We start from the raw sequence: 17,159 nt of genomic DNA, 5'->3' as shown, positions 1-17,159 counted from the left end.
GCCCTGTAAGGAACATTACTCATATACTTGGACTAAAGGTTATGGTAGTGACAGATTAAATGCAGCAGGAGGTTATGCAGATGGGAGACAGGGTAATACTTCATTCAGATATCAACTGTTGCTATGCTTCGATTGAGCATCTGCATCATCCGGAGCTTGCAGGAAAGCCACTGGCAGTAGGCGGTGACCCGGAGGCAAGACATGGGATTGTCTTAACAGCCGACTATATTGCCAAGAAGTACGGTGTGAAAACAGGAATGGCACTCTGGCAGGCAAAGCAGGTCTGTCCTGACATAACGTTTGTTTCACCAAGAATGGACTTATATCTTCGATTCTCAAGAATGGCACATGAGATATATGCAGAATATACGGACAGGCAGGAGCCATATGGAATTGATGAGTGCTGGCTTGATGTGACAGGGAGCAGCTCCCTTAAAGGGGATGGATTGCTCATTGCACAGGAAATCAGCAGGAGAATGAAGTCAGAGCTTGGCATCACAGTAAGTGTTGGTGTTTCTTTCAATAAGATATTTGCAAAGCTTGGTTCAGACTATAAGAAACCTGATGCAATCACAACTATGTATAAGAGTGAGTTTAAGCAGAAGGCATGGTCACTTCCGGTGGCAGATCTTCTATACGTTGGCAAAAGTACGAACAGAAAGCTTGCATTATTTGGTATTAAAACCATAGGTGATCTTGCAAGAGCAGATGAAGATGTGCTTAACAGTCACCTTGGAAAGATGGGCAGTATCTTATGGTCATTTGCGAATGGCTATGATGATTCACCTGTCAAGCTAGAGAATACCCACGCTCCAATCAAATCGGTGGGAAACAGCACAACGACTCCAAAGGATTTAGTATGTGATGAGGATGTAAAGATTGTTCTTTATATTCTGGCTGAGAGTGTTGCAGCAAGACTTCGTGAGAATGGATTCCGGTGCAGAGTGGTTGAGATAAGTGTCAGGGATAATGAGTTATTCTCTTTTATTCGTCAGAAAAAGATTGACCATGCAACGAATATCACCGGAGAGATAGCTGCATATGCTTATCAGATATTTAAGGAAAACTATAACTGGAGCAAGCCGATCCGCAGTGTTGGTGTCCGAGGTGCAGACTTAGTAACAGATAATTATTGGGAACAGATTGATTTGTTCTCAAGTGTGGAGAAGCGTGAAAAGCAGATGAAGATGGATTCAGCGGTGGATGAGATACGCAGAAGATTTGGATTTTACAGTATCCAGAGGGGACTCATGTACCGGGACAGGATTCTGTCGGCAGTCAATGCAAAAGAAGAACACACAGTACATCCACATGGGTATTTTGGATAAAGAGGGAGGCGGAACATGAGCGAAGCAGCAAGAATTGATCTGGTAGACAGAGCACCATTGACGGAGAAGCAGCAGAATGTGTATGAAAGCATTATGCAATATCAGCGTGTGAATGGCTATGCTCCTACTATCAGGGAGATATGCAAGATGGTAGGGGTGGCATCGACTTCAAGTGTTTATGCACATCTGAAAATATTAGAAGAAAAAGGCTATATAGCAAGGAAGATGGATGCTTCTAGAGCAATAGCAATCTTGTAAGGAAGGTGATTACATTGCGCAATAAGGTATATGTTGATGTACTTGCAGAGTTTTCAAAGGACGGACTGCTCATTCCCAAAGAGATAACATGGGAAGATGGCAGAAAGTATGAGATTACACGAGTAAAAGACAAGCGCAGAGCTGCCAGTACAAGGGCTGGTGGCGTTGGAGAGCGTTATACCTGCGTGGTAGATGGAAAGGAAATATTCCTTTTCTATGAAGATAACAATATGTGGTTTATGGAAAGAGCCGGAGCCTGATGTGATTGTGTGCTTACAGCACAATTCATATCAGTTGGCTTTAGATCAGCAAAGCCGGGGAATGTGCAGACATTCATCGGAACTCTCGGCAAAAGGCTTGCAAAGGTGATTTCCCTTTCCTTTACGAGTACAGAATTGTAGATTGATGATTTTGTATGAATAAGGAGCGAACTGAATTGAACAAAGAAAATGTTATAGAAATTAGATGTAAAAAATGCAACAAGTTAATGATGGAATATTTTGTATGCGGTGATGATTCCACTGTGGCACTTCAGAATATTGGAATTAAGTGTGACAGATGCAAGCGAGTGATGATACTCAAGAAGTATTCCGAGGGAATGATGAAGGAACATTCTGAGAATGGAACTTTCAGAATATAACGATTGAAAATTAAATTATAGCCCACCTGATAAGGGCACATCAAAAGATGGAAGCACCAGAGACGCAGGGGAAACGAACAGTATTTATGATACTGGTTTCCTCGTGCGTCTTTTTGTGCTGTAAAGGTAATCCGACTTGTTCGTTTCCAAGGGCGGCAAGGAGGATTTATGAGCAGTAAAGCACAGGCAAGAGAAAAGGATTATGAGAGAGGATTACGAATTGCTGATAGAAGAAAGGCGATTGGATTGTCACAGGATGAGTTAGCTCATAGAGCTGGCATAGGCAGACAGGCATTGTCGGCTATTGAAAATGGTGGAGATTTTAAGACAAAGACATTAGATAGTCTGGCAATCGTACTAGGTGTATCTGTTGATTTCATTATGTATGGGGAGAATGAAGAAAAATCAGAACTGTTATCTGAGGCAATGGATGTTCTTTCAGATATGGATGAATTGCAGATAAGACAGTGCCTTGCAATGATGAAAGCGATGAAAAGAGTGTCAGTTGAAAAGTGATTGTCGTGTTTACACGACATAATTGTCGCCTGTACACGGTCGGCAATTAAGGTGTGGCAGATTACAATATACTTGTGCTTGAGATACAGCACACCACGAGAGTGGAGGCGCCAAAACTCTCCAATACGAAATCGTAAAGGAGATAACAAAATGAAAAAAAGAGATTTTAACTTAGTAGGAAACGAAGGTACAGATAATCAGGAGCTTGCAAAGGGTATTGCATTTGTAAAGTCACGCAGAGCGGAACTCAATGTAGTCCAGATGGTTGAAAGTATGCGTGATCAGGCAATACCTAATGGAGTAATAATAAATGATGCGTATTGTGATCGCTCAATGACAAGGGACTATGACAGAGAAGCACTGAATGCTTTCTTTGCAACACTTAAAGAGGGATATTTTGAGGTTGTAGTAGTCAGAAGCCTGAATGAGATCACCGATGACATTTATGATCTGGAGGAATTTGTGAAGACCATCACAGATATGGGCATATGGCTCTATTCTCTTGAAGTCGGTCCGGTGCCAATTACTGTATCTCATGCAGAGGACTTTGGATGCTAATGGAGTCCTTTGGTAGATCGACAACAGAAAATCATTCCGGTCGGGACAAACAAGTCCCGGCTGTGAAGGATTGCAGATTTACGCAGACTGCATTCGGAACAGTAGTACATGATTCGAGAGGGAAGTGGCTTGGTCAGTATGAAACAGAAGATGCAGCTGTAGAGATGTTAAGAGAAATGGCAAAGGACGATGGAGGATATAGCGATGAAATATGATGGTTATCAAGTTGGAATCGTGATTAAGTCGTTACGAATCCAAAGAAATCTTACAAAAGAAGCCCTTGCTGCTGAGCTTGGTATTAGTGAGTCAACTATCAAAAAGTATGAGAATGGAGAACGTGCATTAAGTATCACAAATCTATTTAAGATAATTGATTATTTCAAAGTAGATGCCAATACAATCCTGAATGTGGCAGAGGGTAAGAAAGAAAATTCAATAGACTCTAGGTTGGAATTAATGGATTATAGCAGGAAGGCATATTTTCAAAAGATATTTAACGAGATGCTTGATAATGCAGAGATGCTTGTTTCATAGGAGGTTTGGCTATGAGAAGAAAGAAAAAGACGATTGAATGTATAGAGTATCTGTCAGTAAGTGCACCATTGGATAAAGTGGATCGCTTAGAGGACAAGCAGAGTAAATATATTCATGAGTATGTAAAAAATAAAGAATACATGATTGTTGGCACTGAACGCCGACATGGATTTTCACAGAATGATGTGGACAGACAGTGGCATCAGATTGTGGATAAGATTAGAAAAAAGCAGGTAGATGGTGTAATAGTCGCAAACATGAGTGTTATTACAGACAACCTTATTGATGCATTTATAAAAATAGCACAGGTTCAGGATGCAGGAGGAATTATTGTTACAGTAGATGATGGCAGACTGGCTATGCAGTTAAGGGGGTTTTAGGTTATGAATAAGAATAAAAAACGATATGACAAATATAAAAAATTTGACGTTGTATATGCAGACTTTGGTCGTAACCCACATGGAGTACAGGGCGGAATCAGACCTGGAATTGTGGTATCGTGTGATGCAAGTAATCATGGTGGTGCACCTCAGATTTCAGTTGTTCCATTATCATCAAAATTGAAAGATAATCCTGTGCATGTGATAGTTGAGCCTTCAGAAATAAGAGGGTATGCATTGAGCAATAGATCTGATTTTATGCCGGAGGATATTCAGACCTTGAATAAGGGCTGTGTTCGTTTTAAGTCGGGATATATTCCGGGAGAATCAGAGATTAGGGAAGCAATGGATAGAGCAATGATTATGCAGTTTAATCTGTTACCAGTAGCACGTAAGATGGTATTAGAGGAATTGGAGATGAAACAAAATGGATAGCAGAACAAGGAAAACAAATAATAAGAGATTTGTCAGATATCCAGAGGGTGCAGAGATGTACTCAATGAGTTTATCAAAGTTCCAGCAGTTAGCTAAGGATGCGAAAGCATGTTATAAGATGAATAGACTGGTGCTTGTGAACCTTGATATTCTTGATGAATATCTGGAGACATTTCATATAGAAGACGAGGAATTCTACAAATAAATTGAAAAGAATATGAAAGAGTATGCATTAATATACTTGACTTTATGTCCGACATAAAGTATACTATGTTCAGATGGAGGTGATATATTGGCAAAGATGGGACGACCAAAGGCTGAAAATCCTGCTGATAAGAGGATTACAATCAGACTGAATGGTGAAGAACATGAATTGCTGCTTGAATACACCAAAAATCATAACATGACTATGACGCAAGTAGTTAAAATGGCAGTGTTAGAGAAACTAATGGCTGACCAGAAGTAATGCAGGCTCTTTTCTTTTTGAGAAAGGAGAAAAGATGGCTTGTAGAAAAGATGGTAAAGGAAGAGTATTACGAAAAGGAGAGCATTATCGTAAAACTGATGGTAGGTATTCATATATTTATACTGATCCATTGGGAAAACAAAGGACGATATATGCGAAATCTCTTGTAACACTTAGGCAGAAAGAAGACGAACTTGTTCGTGACCAGATGGACGGGTTAAATGTATATGTTGCTGGAAGTGCAGATGTAAATTTTTTGTTTGATAGATATATTTCTACCAAGACGGAGTTGCGAAGCACTACAAAAGCAAATTACTTATATACATGGGAACATTTTATCAGGGATACTTTTGGAAAGAAAAAGATTAAGGATGTAAAGTATTCTGATGTCTTATTTTTCTATACGGATTTGATTACGAACAAAGGATTGCAGGTAAATACTTTGGAGAGTATCAATACTGTATTGCGACCTACATTTGAGCTGGCAGTACGAGATGATATAATAAGAAGAAATCCTGTAGATGGAGCTTATGCCGAGGTGAAAAAAAGAAATGGTGGTGCTAGAAAGAGTCGAAGAGCACTGACAGTAGAGCAGCAGAGAGAATTTATTGATTATGTTGCGAAGAATCCGTTTTTCTTCCATTGGTATCCGTTTTTTGTATTTCTGCTTGGAACTGGATGCAGAATCGGTGAGGCAATAGGCATCAGATGGGACGATGTTGATATGAAGAAACGAACAATCAATATTAACCATAGTCTTACTTATTACACAAGATCTGACAATTCATTCAAGTGTGAGTTTAGGGTTTCAGAACCTAAAACAGAAGCAGGAATAAGGACAATTCCAATGATGGGACCGGTGTATGAAGTGCTCAAGTCTGAATACCAGCGTCAGCAGGAAGAAGGTTTTTGTGTTGCAGAGGTTGATGGAATGACAAACTTTATATTTACTAATCGGTTTGGAAATCCACATAATCCGCAGGCAGTAAATCGTGCAATCAAGAGAATCGTTGATGCTCATAATGCCGAAGAAGAGGTAGAGGCAAAGAAAAAGAAGAGAGAACCTATAATGTTGCCCAGGTTTTCATGTCACATTTTTAGACACACATTTGCTTCAAGGTTTTGTGAGAACGAAACCAATGTAAAAGTTATTCAAGAAGTAATGGGACATGCTGATGTCAGCACAACCATGAACATTTATGCGGAGGCAAATCCAGAGGTTACTAGAGAGGCTTTGGAGAAACTTGCCAAGAACATGGATGTATTTTAGAAACAACGATATAATATAGAAAAGAGTCCTCTGATTTGAGGACTAGGCAATTGACCAAAAAAATTTAATATGACTAATATATGACCAAAAAAGACTGCAAATTTGGTTATTTTAGTACAGCTTGCTAAAGAAAATATTGTAATGATTTAAAGAAATGTAAATCATCTTACAGCTCTTTACAGCAGGAGCGAAAAAGCTTCCGACAATGAAGAAGTTGGATGATGTAAATAAGAAAAATGATGTAAAACCTAAGGCTGATGTGGAAGTGAAGGCAGAGCCTGAAAAGATTGATTTTTCTAAGGTAAAGGTAGAGCCTTTATTTGAGGAATTTGTTGATTTTGATACATTCAGCAAGTCAGATTTCCGTGCAGTAAAGGTTAAAGAGTGTGTTGCAGTACCGAAGTCAAAGAAACTGTTACAGTTTACTCTTGATGACGGAACAGGCACAGACAGAACCATTTTAAGCGGTATTCATAGCTTTTATGAGCCGGAAGAACTGGTTGGAAAGACTCTTATTGCTATCACAAATCTTCCACCGAGAGCTATGATGGGCATTGACTCTTGTGGTATGCTTCTCAGTGCTATCCACGAAGAAGAAGGCGAAGAAAAGCTTCATCTTCTGATGGTAGATGACCACATTCCGGCAGGTGCAAAGCTCTATTAAGATGAGAAAACTGAGCCTTGCGGCGGTGTGCGCTTGCGAACACCGACATAAGGCGAAAAACACACGGAGACGTTAGTCGACGTGATGTAAAGATGTACCGTTTTACCGAATAGACGGGACGTACTTCATTTGATAAAAAACTAAAAAAATAGCGATTTACATCAAACTTACATCAATTGATGCAGAAATCGGTGCAAGCAAGAAAAAATCGCATAATTTGGAACATCAGCAGGAAAACAAGCACGAGCAAAGCGAGTATTTGTTTTCACCTGATGTGACAACGACAAAATCAAGGAGTGCTAAGCACGGCAACGGCAAAGCCGTTGGATTTTGGAGTGATAAATGAGTGGGCAATTCCAATCGGAGTTGCCCATTTTTAAAACAAACAGAAATACAAATCGGAAGTTGGAGGATACACGCATGAAAATTGTAATCATTAATGGAAGTGCCAGAAAAGGAAATACGCTGGCAGCAATCAATGCATTTATAAAAGGAGCGTCAGAAAAGAATAAAATTGAAATCATTGAACCCGACAAACTCAACATTGCACCATGCAAGGGATGTGGTGTCTGTCAATGCTCTAAGGGATGCGTCGATAAGGATGATACAAATTCTACAATTGATAAAATTGCTGCCGCAGATATGATTCTTTTTGCTACACCAGTTTATTGGTGGGGAATGTCAGCACAATTGAAACTTATCATTGATAAGTGCTACTGCCGTGGATTGCAGTTAAAAAACAAAAAAGTTGGCACAATTGTTGTAGGTGGTTCTCCCGTAGGCAGTATCCAGTATGAGCTTATTGATAAGCAGTTTGACTGTATGGCAAAATATCTTTCATGGGATATGCTTTTCAAAAAATCATATTACGCAACAGCCAGAGATGAACTTGAAAAAAATAAGGATTCCATGAACGAACTTGAGTGGATCGGAAAAAATTTATAAAGCACACACCAAATTCCAGTTTGGAGAATTAGAATTGAGAAACTCGGTGTTTGTCTTGATGAAAAATAGATAGTTTATAGTGGAACATCTGTCAGAAGCGGCAGGTGTTTTCTTTTGGCTCTTGTTGTTCCTGAAATCATGAGCATACACTTCTAATAAAGGGTGATGGGAATTTTGTAAACCATAAAAATAAACATTGACAATCATCTATGCATAATGCATAATAGAAACATAGACAATTATCTATGTAAAGGAGGACAACATGAATACAATAGATGTAGCACTTATTTGTAAAGCATTGGGAGATAGTAATAGATTGCAGATTATCCAAATGCTCTCCGACGGAGAAAAATGTGGTTGTAAACTATTGGAGGCTTTTGAGATTACGCAGCCTACACTTTCTCATCATATGAAAATCTTAAATGAATGTGGGCTGGTGAATGATTGGAAAGAAGGTAGATGGCATCATTATTCATTGAATTGTGAGACCTTGAATGCCTTTAAAACTTTTATTGAAGGATTATCCTGCTGTAAAGAGGAAAGTGGGTGCTGTCAATAATGATTTGGGAGTTTATTCAAAATCAGATTTTGGGAATGAAATGGATGAGTACATTAATTGGAAATCTTCTTGAGAAAATTGGCTTGGATACTTCAAGTAGAATGGGTGGAAGTGTACAGTTTTTCCTATATGATGTTTTGAAGATAACGATATTGCTTTGTATCCTGATTTTTATGATTTCCTATATTCAAAGCTACTTTCCACCAGAACGAAGTAAGAAGATTATGGGGCGTTTTCATGGAATCTGGGCAAACTGTATTGCAGCATTACTTGCAAAAGGGACACAGCTTGGAACAATCAGGTTGTTGCTGTGGTGGAAATTGCAATGAAGAAAGCGTTGAGGCAGCAAAGGAAACTCTTTCATCAGGAGCAAATGTGAAAGTTCTTGGTGGCGGTTGTGATAAATGCAATGCATTGGAGAAGAATGTGAAGGAAGCGCTTAGTGAGCTTGGCATGACGGATGAGATTGACCATGTTACAGATTTTGGTCAGATTGCGGCAATGGGAGTTATGAGTACACCTGCTCTGGTTATTGATAATAAAGTAGTCTCAATGTGGAAAGTATTAAGTAAGGATGATGTGATAAAAGCATTAAAGAAAGTTAGGGGATAGGTATGAAGAAAGTAGCGTTCATTTGTGTCCATAATTCATGCAGAAGTCAGGTTGCAGAAGCATTGGGAAAGCATTTTGCATCCGACGTATTTGAAAGTTATTCTGCTGGAACGGAAACGAAGCCACAAATAAATCAGGATGCAGTTCGTATTATGAAAGAAATGTATGGCATTGATATGGAGAAAGAACAGTATTCAAAGCTGATTTCGGATATACCAGAGCCAGATATTGCTATTTCTATGGGATGTAATGTTGGATGCCCGTTCATTGGAAGACCATTTGATGATAACTGGGGATTGGATGATCCGACAGGAAAATCAGACGAAGATTTCATCAAAGTAATTAATCAGATAGAACTGAAAATAAAGAATATGATAGATAGGATGAAATAGACAGATTACAGTTCTGCAAACTGGAAGTTATCAGTCTGTTTCATCTTTTTTATAACTTTTATTGGCTCTTCATTAGGATGTGTGGTATAGAAAATCGGCTCAAAGCCGCATAAAACTTGAAAAAGCATATAGGCTCTATACGGCCTTCAACCGTGTCTGCACTTTTCTTGCTCTCCCAGCCGTGATAGCGTGTGCCATCGTAGCTGAAAGTAAATCTGTAATTTGTCAAATGTATATCCTTCAAAAACGCTTTGGAATCTCAACTCACAGCAGCAATGTTGAATCAGTCCTGCTCCAGCTTTACCTGCTCACCTGTGTCTGCCTCAAAATCCTCTAGCTGCTTAAGCCAATATTCCTTATCTTTATTTGTTATCAGTCTTATGACTTTACATGGATTTCCTGCCGCTATCACATTATCCGGAATATCCTTTGTGACAACCGACCCTGAGCCTATGACAACATTTGAACCTATGGTCACACCCGGATTGATGACCGTATTGCCACCGATCCATACATTATCGCCTATTGTAACCGGCTTGCCAAGCTCCACACCGGTATTTCTGATCATCGCATCTATCGGATGACATGCACAGTATATATTGACCCTTGGTCCCAGAAATGCATGATTTCCAATGATGACATCACACTGATCCAGAACTATCAGCCCTGTATTTGCATAGAAATAATCTCCCACGTGTATATTGGTTCCATAGTCACAATAAAAAGGTGGCTCTATATAACACTCCTTTCCCATGTGTGCAAATAATTGTCCAAGATATTCTCCGGTTCTTGTCATAGTCTCAGACCTCGAAGCACTGTTGAACTTATCTACCAGATCCTTCGCCTTACCCTCCGGATCCCAATCCACACATCTGTATAATTTACTTGCTTTCATTCTTCCAAGCATTTTCTCTACTCTATCCATAGCATTTTCTCCTCGCATTTATAATATTTACTCATCATGTTTATAACTGACTAAAGGATACCATTGTTTATGTCTATAATCAACTACTAGCAACAGAAAAATGGACTGTGAAAATAGGCACATTTTTATCTATCCTTTATTAATACACATAAAGGTACATTCCAAACCAATGCAGCGCAGCCCCCAGCATCACAAAGATATGCCAGATAAAGTGCATCCCCTTGGTGTCCTTCACAAATGGAATCATGCTGAGCGTATAGACAATACCACCGCCCACGATCCATCCCAAAAGCGGCTTGTCATTTCTGAACCGGCCTGGAATTGAGAAGATTGCACCTAAGTTGATTGCAAAGCAGCGTCAGATATTCAAAGGAGTAAGTCCTAATATAGATTTCTATAGTGGTTTTGTGTATGATATGTTGAATATTCTAAGAGAATTGTACACGCCATTATTTGCGATAGCAAGAATTGCTGGTTGGAGTGCACATCGCCTGGAAGAATTGATAACTACAGATAAGATCATTCGCCCGGCATATAAGAGTCTAGTCAGCAAAAAAGAATATATAGAAAGAGAGGAACGATAATATGATAGCAGGAACCAGTGCAGAGGAGTTTTTTTAAAAGAGCATCAATGTTGAAAGCATATTTGAATTTGTTGAAAGAACAGATTATTTGTTACTTTATAGCATAAAGGAATGTGTTGAAAAATCAGACTGTCATGAAGGAGTATATCTTTCAGAAGTGGCAGAATACATGAAATTATCGATTCCAGAAACATCTAAGATGGTAAAAAGTCTTGAAAATAAAGGATATATTATCTGGAAATTAGATGAAAAAAAAGAAAGAACATACCTTGTTTTGACGAACAAGGCAATTGAATTAAGTAATTGTCAGAAAGAAAAAATGATAGAAGCTTATGAAAAAATCATATCGAATATACAAGAAGATGACCTGGCAGTTACACGGTGTACATTGAAAAAAATCCGACAGCTTATGGAAGAAATAAAATAGTGATTAATACAACGGAGTAAGAAAAGCTCCTTCATATATTAGAATAAAAATATGACTGTTTCTTTAAAAAGAAGCCTGTCATATTTTTTTATGAAAAACAAACCTTGTTGAGGTTAAATTGAGATTGACTTTGTATTGTATAAGTATGAAATAAAAAGGAATTAGGTGATGTACAATGAAAAAGTATAAAATATGTAAAATCCTTCTTGTTATACTGGCAATTTTTTTATGTGTGGCTTTTTATGAATTGCTCGGAATCTGCGTTGCATATAAAAAGCAGCCGGAGGTGTCCAATACAACCAAAAAAGAAACAAAAAATGGGTTATGGAACGAATGCAGTGAAAATACAGAACGGGCAGTAATCATAGAAAAGAATCCAGAAGCGCTTTTACAAAGAGTGCGTTTGATTAAGAATGCAAAAAAGGAAATTATTCTTTCTACTTTTGCATTTCAATCCGATGAAAGTGGAAAATTGATTTTAGGAGCACTGCATGATGCGGCAGACAGGGGTGTACATATTCGTCTGTTAGTAGATGGAATGGAGAGCTGGATTGATATGGAAGGAAATCCGTATTTCTATGGATTATCTTCCCATGAGAATGTTGAAATTAAACTATATAATAAGGCCAATCCGTTGAAACCGTGGAAAATGATGGGCAGAATGCATGATAAATATTTGATTGCAGATGGAAAGAGATATATTCTTGGAGGAAGAAATACATACAATTATTTCCTGGGTGATTTTCCGGGACATAAGAACTATGACAGAGACGTGTTAGTGGTTTGCGATGAACCTGAGAAAGAAAATTCAGTTAACCAGTTGTTAGAGTATTTTGAAACGATATGGGAACAAGAAGACAGTGGTTATTTTCATGACAATAAAAAACTGGCAAATAGAAAATCTGTAAAGAACGCAGTTTTAGAGCTGCAGAACGGCTATCAGAAATATTTTGAAGAGAATAAGGAAAGAATCTGCGATACCGATTACACGGACGAAACTTTTGAGACAGAAAAGATTGCATTAGTGTCAAATCCTATACACATAGGTCCCAAGGAACCAGTAGTCTGGTATCAACTGGGAGAACTAATGAAAAATGCAAAAGAGCGCGTGAAAATTCATACACCATATATTATCTGCAATGATATGATGTATAATACATGGAAAGAGATTGCGGAGAGAGTTCCGGATTTTTCTATCATGACAAATTCAGTTGCGAATAATGGGAATCCATTTGGGGCTGCCGATTATGCGAAAAACAGAAATAGAATCTTAAGTACAGGAATTAATATCTGGGAGTATGAAGGCGGCTATTCGTACCACGGAAAAAGCATCCTGATTGATGATGATCTATCCGTAATCGGTTCCTTTAACATGGATATGAGAAGCACGTATCTGGATACGGAACTGATGCTTGTAATACGTAGCAAAGAGATTAATAAACAGTTGGAAGAGGGCATGATGGAATATGAAAAAGTGTCCCGCCAGATATTAGAAGGCGGAACTTATAATGATCCATATCATGTAGAGCCAATCGAATTAACAAAGAAACGTCAGAGAAAAATATTTTTGATACAGCATCTGCTTGGATGGGCAAGGTATCTGTTTTAATAAGGAGGAAGGAAAAAGTGTTTCAAATATTGATTGTAGAAGATGATAAAGAATTAAGCCAGTTATTCCAAAAAGTGCTTGAGAAGAATGGATATCAAGTCAAAAGTGCATCGGATGGAGCACAGGCATTAGAAGTATTGGATAAAGAATATATTGATCTGATCATTTCTGATATTATGATGCCGGTTATGGATGGTTATGAACTGGTGTCGGAACTCCGTTCAGCAGGATATCAGATACCGGTACTTATGATCACTGCGAAAGGTTCCTTTGATGATATGCGCCAGGGATTTCTTTCGGGAAGTGACGATTATATGGTAAAACCGGTAAATGTGAATGAAATGGTTTTAAGAGTCGGAGCACTGCTTCGCCGTGCACAGATACTGAATGAACACAAAATTGTGATCGGTTCAACAGAGTTTGATTATGATGCAATGACGGTTACAACTGATAAGGAAAGTCTTGTTTTGCCTAAAAAAGAATTCCTGCTTTTATATAAGCTTGCAGCTTCGCCAGGCAGAACATTTACAAAACAACAGTTGATGGATGAAGTATGGGGATACGAGACGGAGGCAGACCCACATACGATAGAGGTACATATAGGAAGAATCAGAGAGCGTTTTAAAGATAACCCTGATTTTGAAATCGTAACAATGCGTGGAATTGGATACAAGGTGGTGAAAAAATAATGGAACAAAAGAAAGAAAAAGGATTGAGGATCCGAGCCTGTCTGACTGGTGCAATTTGGCTGGCACTTGTATTTTCAACAGTCATATCTGCTTTATTATTTGCTTTTTTGAATCATTTTTTAAATCTGCCGGGCAGCATACCTGTGCTTGGCTGGCTTTTGATTTTCAATACATTGATTGCAGGGCTGATCACTTCCTTTATTAATGCAAAGTTACTGGAACCAATTACCAGACTTAGTAAAGCAATGAAGGAAGTTTCTCAGGGAGATTTTGAACAGCATTTGGAAACGAACAGCCGTATAGCAGAAGTTGGAGAATCTTATCAAAGTTTTAACGTTATGACAAAAGAACTTCGTGCAACGGAGGTGCTGCAGATGGATTTTGTATCTGATGTTTCTCATGAGTTTAAGACCCCGATTAATGCCATTGAAGGATATACAATGCTGCTTCAGGGAGAAGAACTGTCTCCGGATCAAGAGGAATATGTAGAAAAAATCTTATTTAACACCCAAAGACTTTCCGGATTGGTTGGTAATATTTTGCTGTTATCCAAGTTAGAGAATCAGAATATACCAATGAAAAAAACAGAATATCGTCTGGATGAACAGATCCGCCAGGCATTTCTTTCATTGGAAACAAAATGGACAGAAAAAGAAATTGGTTTTCAGGTAGAATTGGAGGAAGTTAAATATACTGGGAATGAAGGACTTTTTATGCATATCTGGATAAATCTTTTGGATAATGCGATTAAGTTCAGCCCTTCAAAGGGGACAATTACGATGTTTCTGAAACAAGAACAGGATTCTGTTAAGTTCATTCTGGAAGATGAAGGACCAGGAATAGAGGATGATGTAAAATCCAGAATATTTGACAAGTTCTATCAGGTAGATGGATCTCATAAAGCAGAAGGAAATGGTTTAGGTCTTGCACTTGTAAAACGGATTGTAGATAGTGCCGGAGGAACAATCAAAGCAGAAAACCGTGAATATGGTGGATGCAGATTTGTTATAGAGCTGCCAAAGCAGAAAGATGAGATTATATAGTTTTAAGATAAATTAGAAGATGGGAGGATTTATATGACATTTTATCAGGAGTTGCAGTTAAATCAGGCAGGTTCTAAAAACCTGTTGAAAAAGAGTGAAACATTAAAAGAAAAATTATATCATATGTGGGTATATCTGGTGAAGATAGCTGCTACAATGGCATTTTGTTTTTTCTTTGTTAGTATTTTCAGTATCCTATTTGGAAATGAGAACAGCATTGTAGGTGTAGTAGTCTTATTATGTCTCATGGTGTTTAGAAATGCGGATCTGGGGATCCACACCGGACAATCTACGATGCTTTTGGCTTTGTTCTTTGTAATTATGACTGTATGTCCGCATTTAGCAAATCAGTTTTCACCGGTATTGGGAATGCTGTTGAATATTGTGGCACTGGCTGTGTTGATTCTGTTCGGATGCCATAATCCATTCATGTTTAATCAATCTACATTGGTTCTTGGGTATCTACTGCTATATGGTTATGATGTTACGGGAAAAAGCTATCAGATGCGATTAGTCGGAATGGCTTTAGGTGCAGCACTTACCTGCTTCGTATTTTATCGAAATCATAAAAACAGAACCTATAAAAGAAATCTGAAAGATCTGATACAAGAATTTGATATCACTTCTTCCAGAACAAAATGGCAGATATGTCAGATTTTATGCGTACCGATTGTCCTTTGCATTGCAGAACTTTGTAATATGCCACGTGCAATGTGGGCTGGTATTGCGGCCATGTCCGCGATTTTGCCGTTTATGGAAGATATGCACTACAGAGTCCGTAAAAGGATTGTCGGAAATATTGCAGGTGTTATATGTTTTACAGTATTATATTTTCTGCTTCCTTCGTCAATCTATGCATATATAGGAATTCTTGGTGGAATCGGTGTAGGATTTTCAGCACAATATGGCTGGCAGGCAGTATTTAACACATTTGGTGCTTTAGCCATTGCTGCAGAGACTTATGGACTAAAAGGAGCGGTTAGTCTTAGAGTGATTCAAAATGTTTTTGGTGTTGTGTTTGCTTTAGCATTTTGTGTTATATTTTATTGGTTTATGTCTAAAAAAAAGGAAAGTGAGGTGACCGTACATGCAGAGTGAAGTGAATCAGGAAGAAAATTTGAATAGAATTATTACGGTTCCTAATCTTCTTTCTTTTTTTCGGCTTTGTCTGATTCCGGTAATTATATGGAGTTATTGTGTAAAGAAAAATCCTCTGTTAGCTGGTGAAATCTTATTGCTGTCTGGTCTTACGGATCTTGCTGATGGATATATCGCAAGAAGATTCCATAGGATTAGTAATTTAGGAAAAATACTTGATCCGGTGGCTGATAAGCTGACACAGGCAGCGATGTTAATCTGTCTGTTTACTCGTTTTCCGCATGTGCTTCTTTTAATCGTAATAATGGCAGGTAAGGAGCTGTATATGGTAGTCAGTGGATGTCTTGTGATACAAAAGACAGGAAAAGTACATGGTGCAGATTGGCATGGAAAGATAGTAACCTTTTTATTATATGGAACTGCAGCGGTGCATATTATATGGTTCCACATTACACCGATGGTATCAGATCTGTTGATTGGTTTGTGCGCTATAATGATGGTCATATCGGTCGCTCTGTATATTATACAGAATACAAGGACTCTTAAAGGAGAGATTGTATAAGCAATTTTATATTGCAATGACTAGAAAAATATTTAGGAGAAGATAGATATAAACAGTAAGTCAAACACACAAACTATGGAGTCTTTAGTCGGTTTAATAAAATTTTAGATAGAAAATAAATCATTCAATGTCATTTAGATAAGGTTTTTTATGGCAAAAAGACAGATTACATATCTGCCTCATAATGCAGTATAATGGTAACGAGATTTATGCAACCCGATACATGAAATCCCTATTTCTCTTTGGACTGAGGTGGATAGGATATTTTTGATTGTACCTGACAGGTGTCAGATACTTTTGTATGAGAAGCATGGACTCTGTTTCGTTACCATCGTGTTTGAGATATGCCCTGCATATGTTTACTGCATTTGAAACGGATTTACTCTGCATCTGGAGCATAAACTGAATATACTCGCGGAAAGAAAGTTTGCGGTTCCTGGTAAAATCACTTTCCGGATTACGGCAGAACATGGAGTGAATTTCATCGAGTTCTGTGATGCAGTTGTCGAGTGTGGATTTTAAATTAGATAAGAAAAAATCAGCCATAATGAGCCTCCTTGAAATATGTTTATAATCAAGGCTTGCGCAACATATATTGGCTTACTTGTAAACTGTTTTTTGTAATATTTTAAAGTTTTTAGGCATAAAAACAGTGGCTCTCTATG

The 17,159-nt window shown here is 38.2% G+C and carries 26 protein-coding genes and 2 pseudogenes; 26 read left to right on the top strand and 2 right to left on the bottom strand.

Going from position 1 to position 17,159, the window contains the following annotated elements; genetic code table 11:
- Positions 1-80 precede the first annotated feature (80 nt).
- The 19 genes and pseudogenes from dinB (at position 81) to H8S00_RS01035 (ending at position 9,557) form a co-directional block, all read left to right on the top strand.
- Positions 81-1,328, top strand: coding sequence for a DNA polymerase IV (gene dinB / locus H8S00_RS01125; RefSeq protein ID WP_117529002.1), 1,248 nt, complete (start codon positions 81-83; stop codon positions 1,326-1,328).
- Positions 1,329-1,343: 15 nt separating this feature from the next.
- The gene (locus H8S00_RS01120; protein ID WP_004611567.1) at positions 1,344-1,586 is read left to right on the top strand and encodes a LexA family protein; all 243 of its coding nucleotides are present in this window, start codon (positions 1,344-1,346) and stop codon (positions 1,584-1,586) included.
- 5 nt (positions 1,587-1,591) lie between these two features.
- Positions 1,592-1,846 (top strand): hypothetical protein, encoded by a 255-nt coding sequence (locus H8S00_RS01115; RefSeq protein ID WP_186839822.1) that lies wholly within the window; start codon positions 1,592-1,594, stop codon positions 1,844-1,846.
- 176 nt (positions 1,847-2,022) lie between these two features.
- A complete protein-coding gene (locus H8S00_RS01110; RefSeq protein ID WP_243010316.1) occupies positions 2,023-2,226 on the top strand; it encodes a hypothetical protein in 204 nt (67 codons plus the stop codon).
- Positions 2,227-2,394: 168 nt separating this feature from the next.
- On the top strand, positions 2,395-2,742 hold the full coding sequence (locus H8S00_RS01105) for a helix-turn-helix domain-containing protein (protein WP_117627420.1): 348 nt from the start codon (positions 2,395-2,397) through the stop codon (positions 2,740-2,742).
- A gap of 150 nt (positions 2,743-2,892) precedes the next feature.
- Entirely contained in the window at positions 2,893-3,300 is a 408-nt protein-coding gene (locus H8S00_RS01100; protein WP_117613586.1) for a recombinase family protein, read from the top strand.
- Positions 3,301-3,362: 62 nt separating this feature from the next.
- On the top strand, positions 3,363-3,515 hold the full coding sequence (locus H8S00_RS01095) for a hypothetical protein (protein ID WP_243129821.1): 153 nt from the start codon (positions 3,363-3,365) through the stop codon (positions 3,513-3,515).
- Positions 3,490-3,834 carry a helix-turn-helix domain-containing protein gene (locus tag H8S00_RS01090; RefSeq protein ID WP_117613588.1) on the top strand — a complete coding sequence of 115 codons (345 nt, stop codon included), beginning with the start codon at positions 3,490-3,492 and terminating at the stop codon, positions 3,832-3,834. The genes H8S00_RS01095 and H8S00_RS01090 overlap by 26 nt, the downstream gene beginning before the upstream one ends.
- 11 nt (positions 3,835-3,845) lie before the next feature.
- A complete protein-coding gene (locus tag H8S00_RS01085; protein ID WP_117477962.1) occupies positions 3,846-4,214 on the top strand; it encodes a recombinase family protein in 369 nt (122 codons plus the stop codon).
- Between the two features lie 3 nt (positions 4,215-4,217).
- Entirely contained in the window at positions 4,218-4,649 is a 432-nt protein-coding gene (locus H8S00_RS01080) for a type II toxin-antitoxin system PemK/MazF family toxin (RefSeq protein WP_117477963.1), read from the top strand.
- Complete coding sequence (locus H8S00_RS01075) at positions 4,642-4,854, top strand: DUF6462 family protein (RefSeq protein ID WP_117477964.1); 213 nt, start codon at positions 4,642-4,644, stop codon at positions 4,852-4,854. Before H8S00_RS01080 ends, H8S00_RS01075 begins: the two co-directional genes overlap by 8 nt.
- 96 nt (positions 4,855-4,950) lie before the next feature.
- Positions 4,951-5,115 carry a DUF6290 family protein gene (locus H8S00_RS01070; protein ID WP_227081569.1) on the top strand — a complete coding sequence of 55 codons (165 nt, stop codon included), beginning with the start codon at positions 4,951-4,953 and terminating at the stop codon, positions 5,113-5,115.
- A gap of 34 nt (positions 5,116-5,149) precedes the next feature.
- Complete coding sequence (locus H8S00_RS01065; RefSeq protein WP_117613589.1) at positions 5,150-6,385, top strand: site-specific integrase; 1,236 nt, start codon at positions 5,150-5,152, stop codon at positions 6,383-6,385.
- 205 nt (positions 6,386-6,590) lie between these two features.
- Positions 6,591-7,049, top strand: a complete 459-nt coding sequence (locus H8S00_RS01060) for a methionine--tRNA ligase (protein ID WP_118589289.1) — start codon at positions 6,591-6,593, stop codon at positions 7,047-7,049.
- A 420-nt stretch (positions 7,050-7,469) separates the two neighbouring features.
- The gene (locus H8S00_RS01055) at positions 7,470-7,994 is read left to right on the top strand and encodes a flavodoxin family protein (RefSeq protein ID WP_055176454.1); all 525 of its coding nucleotides are present in this window, start codon (positions 7,470-7,472) and stop codon (positions 7,992-7,994) included.
- A 262-nt stretch (positions 7,995-8,256) separates the two neighbouring features.
- Positions 8,257-8,553, top strand: coding sequence for an ArsR/SmtB family transcription factor (locus H8S00_RS01050; RefSeq protein WP_117541312.1), 297 nt, complete (start codon positions 8,257-8,259; stop codon positions 8,551-8,553).
- Positions 8,553-8,837 (top strand): annotated as a pseudogene (locus H8S00_RS01045) (permease); the annotation flags it as partial. The gene H8S00_RS01050 and the pseudogene H8S00_RS01045, both read left to right, overlap by 1 nt.
- Positions 8,791-9,165 (top strand): thioredoxin family protein, encoded by a 375-nt coding sequence (locus H8S00_RS01040; RefSeq protein WP_118589290.1) that lies wholly within the window; start codon positions 8,791-8,793, stop codon positions 9,163-9,165. The pseudogene H8S00_RS01045 and the gene H8S00_RS01040, both read left to right, overlap by 47 nt.
- A gap of 2 nt (positions 9,166-9,167) precedes the next feature.
- On the top strand, positions 9,168-9,557 hold the full coding sequence (locus H8S00_RS01035; protein WP_202030722.1) for an arsenate reductase ArsC: 390 nt from the start codon (positions 9,168-9,170) through the stop codon (positions 9,555-9,557).
- Between the two features lie 283 nt (positions 9,558-9,840).
- Here H8S00_RS01035 and H8S00_RS01030 read toward each other — a convergent pair whose 3' ends face one another.
- Positions 9,841-10,482, bottom strand: coding sequence for a sugar O-acetyltransferase (locus H8S00_RS01030; protein WP_118589291.1), 642 nt, complete (start codon positions 10,480-10,482; stop codon positions 9,841-9,843).
- A 320-nt stretch (positions 10,483-10,802) separates the two neighbouring features.
- On the opposite strand from H8S00_RS01030, the pseudogene H8S00_RS01025 reads away from it, so the two are divergent.
- The 7 genes and pseudogenes from H8S00_RS01025 to H8S00_RS00995 form a co-directional block, all read left to right on the top strand.
- Positions 10,803-11,066 (top strand): annotated as a pseudogene (locus H8S00_RS01025) (citrate/2-methylcitrate synthase); the annotation flags it as partial.
- An 88-nt stretch (positions 11,067-11,154) separates the two neighbouring features.
- The gene (locus tag H8S00_RS01020; protein ID WP_243053056.1) at positions 11,155-11,493 is read left to right on the top strand and encodes a MarR family winged helix-turn-helix transcriptional regulator; all 339 of its coding nucleotides are present in this window, start codon (positions 11,155-11,157) and stop codon (positions 11,491-11,493) included.
- A gap of 175 nt (positions 11,494-11,668) precedes the next feature.
- Positions 11,669-13,102 carry a phospholipase D family protein gene (locus tag H8S00_RS01015; protein WP_186839821.1) on the top strand — a complete coding sequence of 478 codons (1,434 nt, stop codon included), beginning with the start codon at positions 11,669-11,671 and terminating at the stop codon, positions 13,100-13,102.
- On the top strand, positions 13,081-13,791 hold the full coding sequence (locus H8S00_RS01010; RefSeq protein WP_186839820.1) for a response regulator transcription factor: 711 nt from the start codon (positions 13,081-13,083) through the stop codon (positions 13,789-13,791). The genes H8S00_RS01015 and H8S00_RS01010 overlap by 22 nt, the downstream gene beginning before the upstream one ends.
- Positions 13,791-14,834, top strand: a complete 1,044-nt coding sequence (locus H8S00_RS01005; RefSeq protein ID WP_186839819.1) for a sensor histidine kinase — start codon at positions 13,791-13,793, stop codon at positions 14,832-14,834. The genes H8S00_RS01010 and H8S00_RS01005 overlap by 1 nt, the downstream gene beginning before the upstream one ends.
- A gap of 33 nt (positions 14,835-14,867) precedes the next feature.
- Positions 14,868-15,932 carry an FUSC family protein gene (locus H8S00_RS01000; protein WP_186839818.1) on the top strand — a complete coding sequence of 355 codons (1,065 nt, stop codon included), beginning with the start codon at positions 14,868-14,870 and terminating at the stop codon, positions 15,930-15,932.
- Positions 15,922-16,494, top strand: a complete 573-nt coding sequence (locus tag H8S00_RS00995; protein ID WP_186839817.1) for a CDP-alcohol phosphatidyltransferase family protein — start codon at positions 15,922-15,924, stop codon at positions 16,492-16,494. Before H8S00_RS01000 ends, H8S00_RS00995 begins: the two co-directional genes overlap by 11 nt.
- A gap of 207 nt (positions 16,495-16,701) precedes the next feature.
- Here H8S00_RS00995 and H8S00_RS00990 read toward each other — a convergent pair whose 3' ends face one another.
- Positions 16,702-17,040 carry a hypothetical protein gene (locus tag H8S00_RS00990; protein WP_186839816.1) on the bottom strand — a complete coding sequence of 113 codons (339 nt, stop codon included), beginning with the start codon at positions 17,038-17,040 and terminating at the stop codon, positions 16,702-16,704.
- Positions 17,041-17,159 lie beyond the last annotated feature (119 nt).

Source organism: Eubacterium segne (assembly GCF_014287775.1).
GTDB lineage: Bacteria > Bacillota > Clostridia > Lachnospirales > Lachnospiraceae > Eubacterium_G > Eubacterium_G segne.
This window is presented reverse-complemented; position numbering and strand designations above follow the sequence as displayed.

Bases quoted from the DNA above. Each gene is read 5' to 3' on its own strand.
- dinB (WP_117529002.1), top strand. From the start codon at position 81: ATGGGAGACAGGGTAATACTTCATTCAGATATCAACTGTTGCTATGCT.
- H8S00_RS01120 (WP_004611567.1), top strand. From the start codon at position 1,344: ATGAGCGAAGCAGCAAGAATTGATCTGGTAGACAGAGCACCATTGACG.
- H8S00_RS01105 (WP_117627420.1), top strand. From the start codon at position 2,395: ATGAGCAGTAAAGCACAGGCAAGAGAAAAGGATTATGAGAGAGGATTA.
- H8S00_RS01100 (WP_117613586.1), top strand. From the start codon at position 2,893: ATGAAAAAAAGAGATTTTAACTTAGTAGGAAACGAAGGTACAGATAAT.
- H8S00_RS01090 (WP_117613588.1), top strand. From the start codon at position 3,490: ATGGAGGATATAGCGATGAAATATGATGGTTATCAAGTTGGAATCGTG.
- H8S00_RS01085 (WP_117477962.1), top strand. From the start codon at position 3,846: ATGAGAAGAAAGAAAAAGACGATTGAATGTATAGAGTATCTGTCAGTA.
- H8S00_RS01080 (WP_117477963.1), top strand. From the start codon at position 4,218: ATGAATAAGAATAAAAAACGATATGACAAATATAAAAAATTTGACGTT.
- H8S00_RS01075 (WP_117477964.1), top strand. From the start codon at position 4,642: ATGGATAGCAGAACAAGGAAAACAAATAATAAGAGATTTGTCAGATAT.
- H8S00_RS01070 (WP_227081569.1), top strand. From the start codon at position 4,951: ATGGGACGACCAAAGGCTGAAAATCCTGCTGATAAGAGGATTACAATC.
- H8S00_RS01065 (WP_117613589.1), top strand. From the start codon at position 5,150: ATGGCTTGTAGAAAAGATGGTAAAGGAAGAGTATTACGAAAAGGAGAG.
- H8S00_RS01060 (WP_118589289.1), top strand. From the start codon at position 6,591: ATGAAGAAGTTGGATGATGTAAATAAGAAAAATGATGTAAAACCTAAG.
- H8S00_RS01055 (WP_055176454.1), top strand. From the start codon at position 7,470: ATGAAAATTGTAATCATTAATGGAAGTGCCAGAAAAGGAAATACGCTG.
- H8S00_RS01050 (WP_117541312.1), top strand. From the start codon at position 8,257: ATGAATACAATAGATGTAGCACTTATTTGTAAAGCATTGGGAGATAGT.
- H8S00_RS01040 (WP_118589290.1), top strand. From the start codon at position 8,791: ATGGAATCTGGGCAAACTGTATTGCAGCATTACTTGCAAAAGGGACAC.
- H8S00_RS01035 (WP_202030722.1), top strand. From the start codon at position 9,168: ATGAAGAAAGTAGCGTTCATTTGTGTCCATAATTCATGCAGAAGTCAG.
- H8S00_RS01030 (WP_118589291.1), bottom strand. From the start codon at position 10,482: ATGGATAGAGTAGAGAAAATGCTTGGAAGAATGAAAGCAAGTAAATTA.
- H8S00_RS01015 (WP_186839821.1), top strand. From the start codon at position 11,669: ATGAAAAAGTATAAAATATGTAAAATCCTTCTTGTTATACTGGCAATT.
- H8S00_RS01010 (WP_186839820.1), top strand. From the start codon at position 13,081: ATGGGCAAGGTATCTGTTTTAATAAGGAGGAAGGAAAAAGTGTTTCAA.
- H8S00_RS01005 (WP_186839819.1), top strand. From the start codon at position 13,791: ATGGAACAAAAGAAAGAAAAAGGATTGAGGATCCGAGCCTGTCTGACT.
- H8S00_RS01000 (WP_186839818.1), top strand. From the start codon at position 14,868: ATGACATTTTATCAGGAGTTGCAGTTAAATCAGGCAGGTTCTAAAAAC.
- H8S00_RS00995 (WP_186839817.1), top strand. From the start codon at position 15,922: ATGCAGAGTGAAGTGAATCAGGAAGAAAATTTGAATAGAATTATTACG.
- H8S00_RS00990 (WP_186839816.1), bottom strand. From the start codon at position 17,040: ATGGCTGATTTTTTCTTATCTAATTTAAAATCCACACTCGACAACTGC.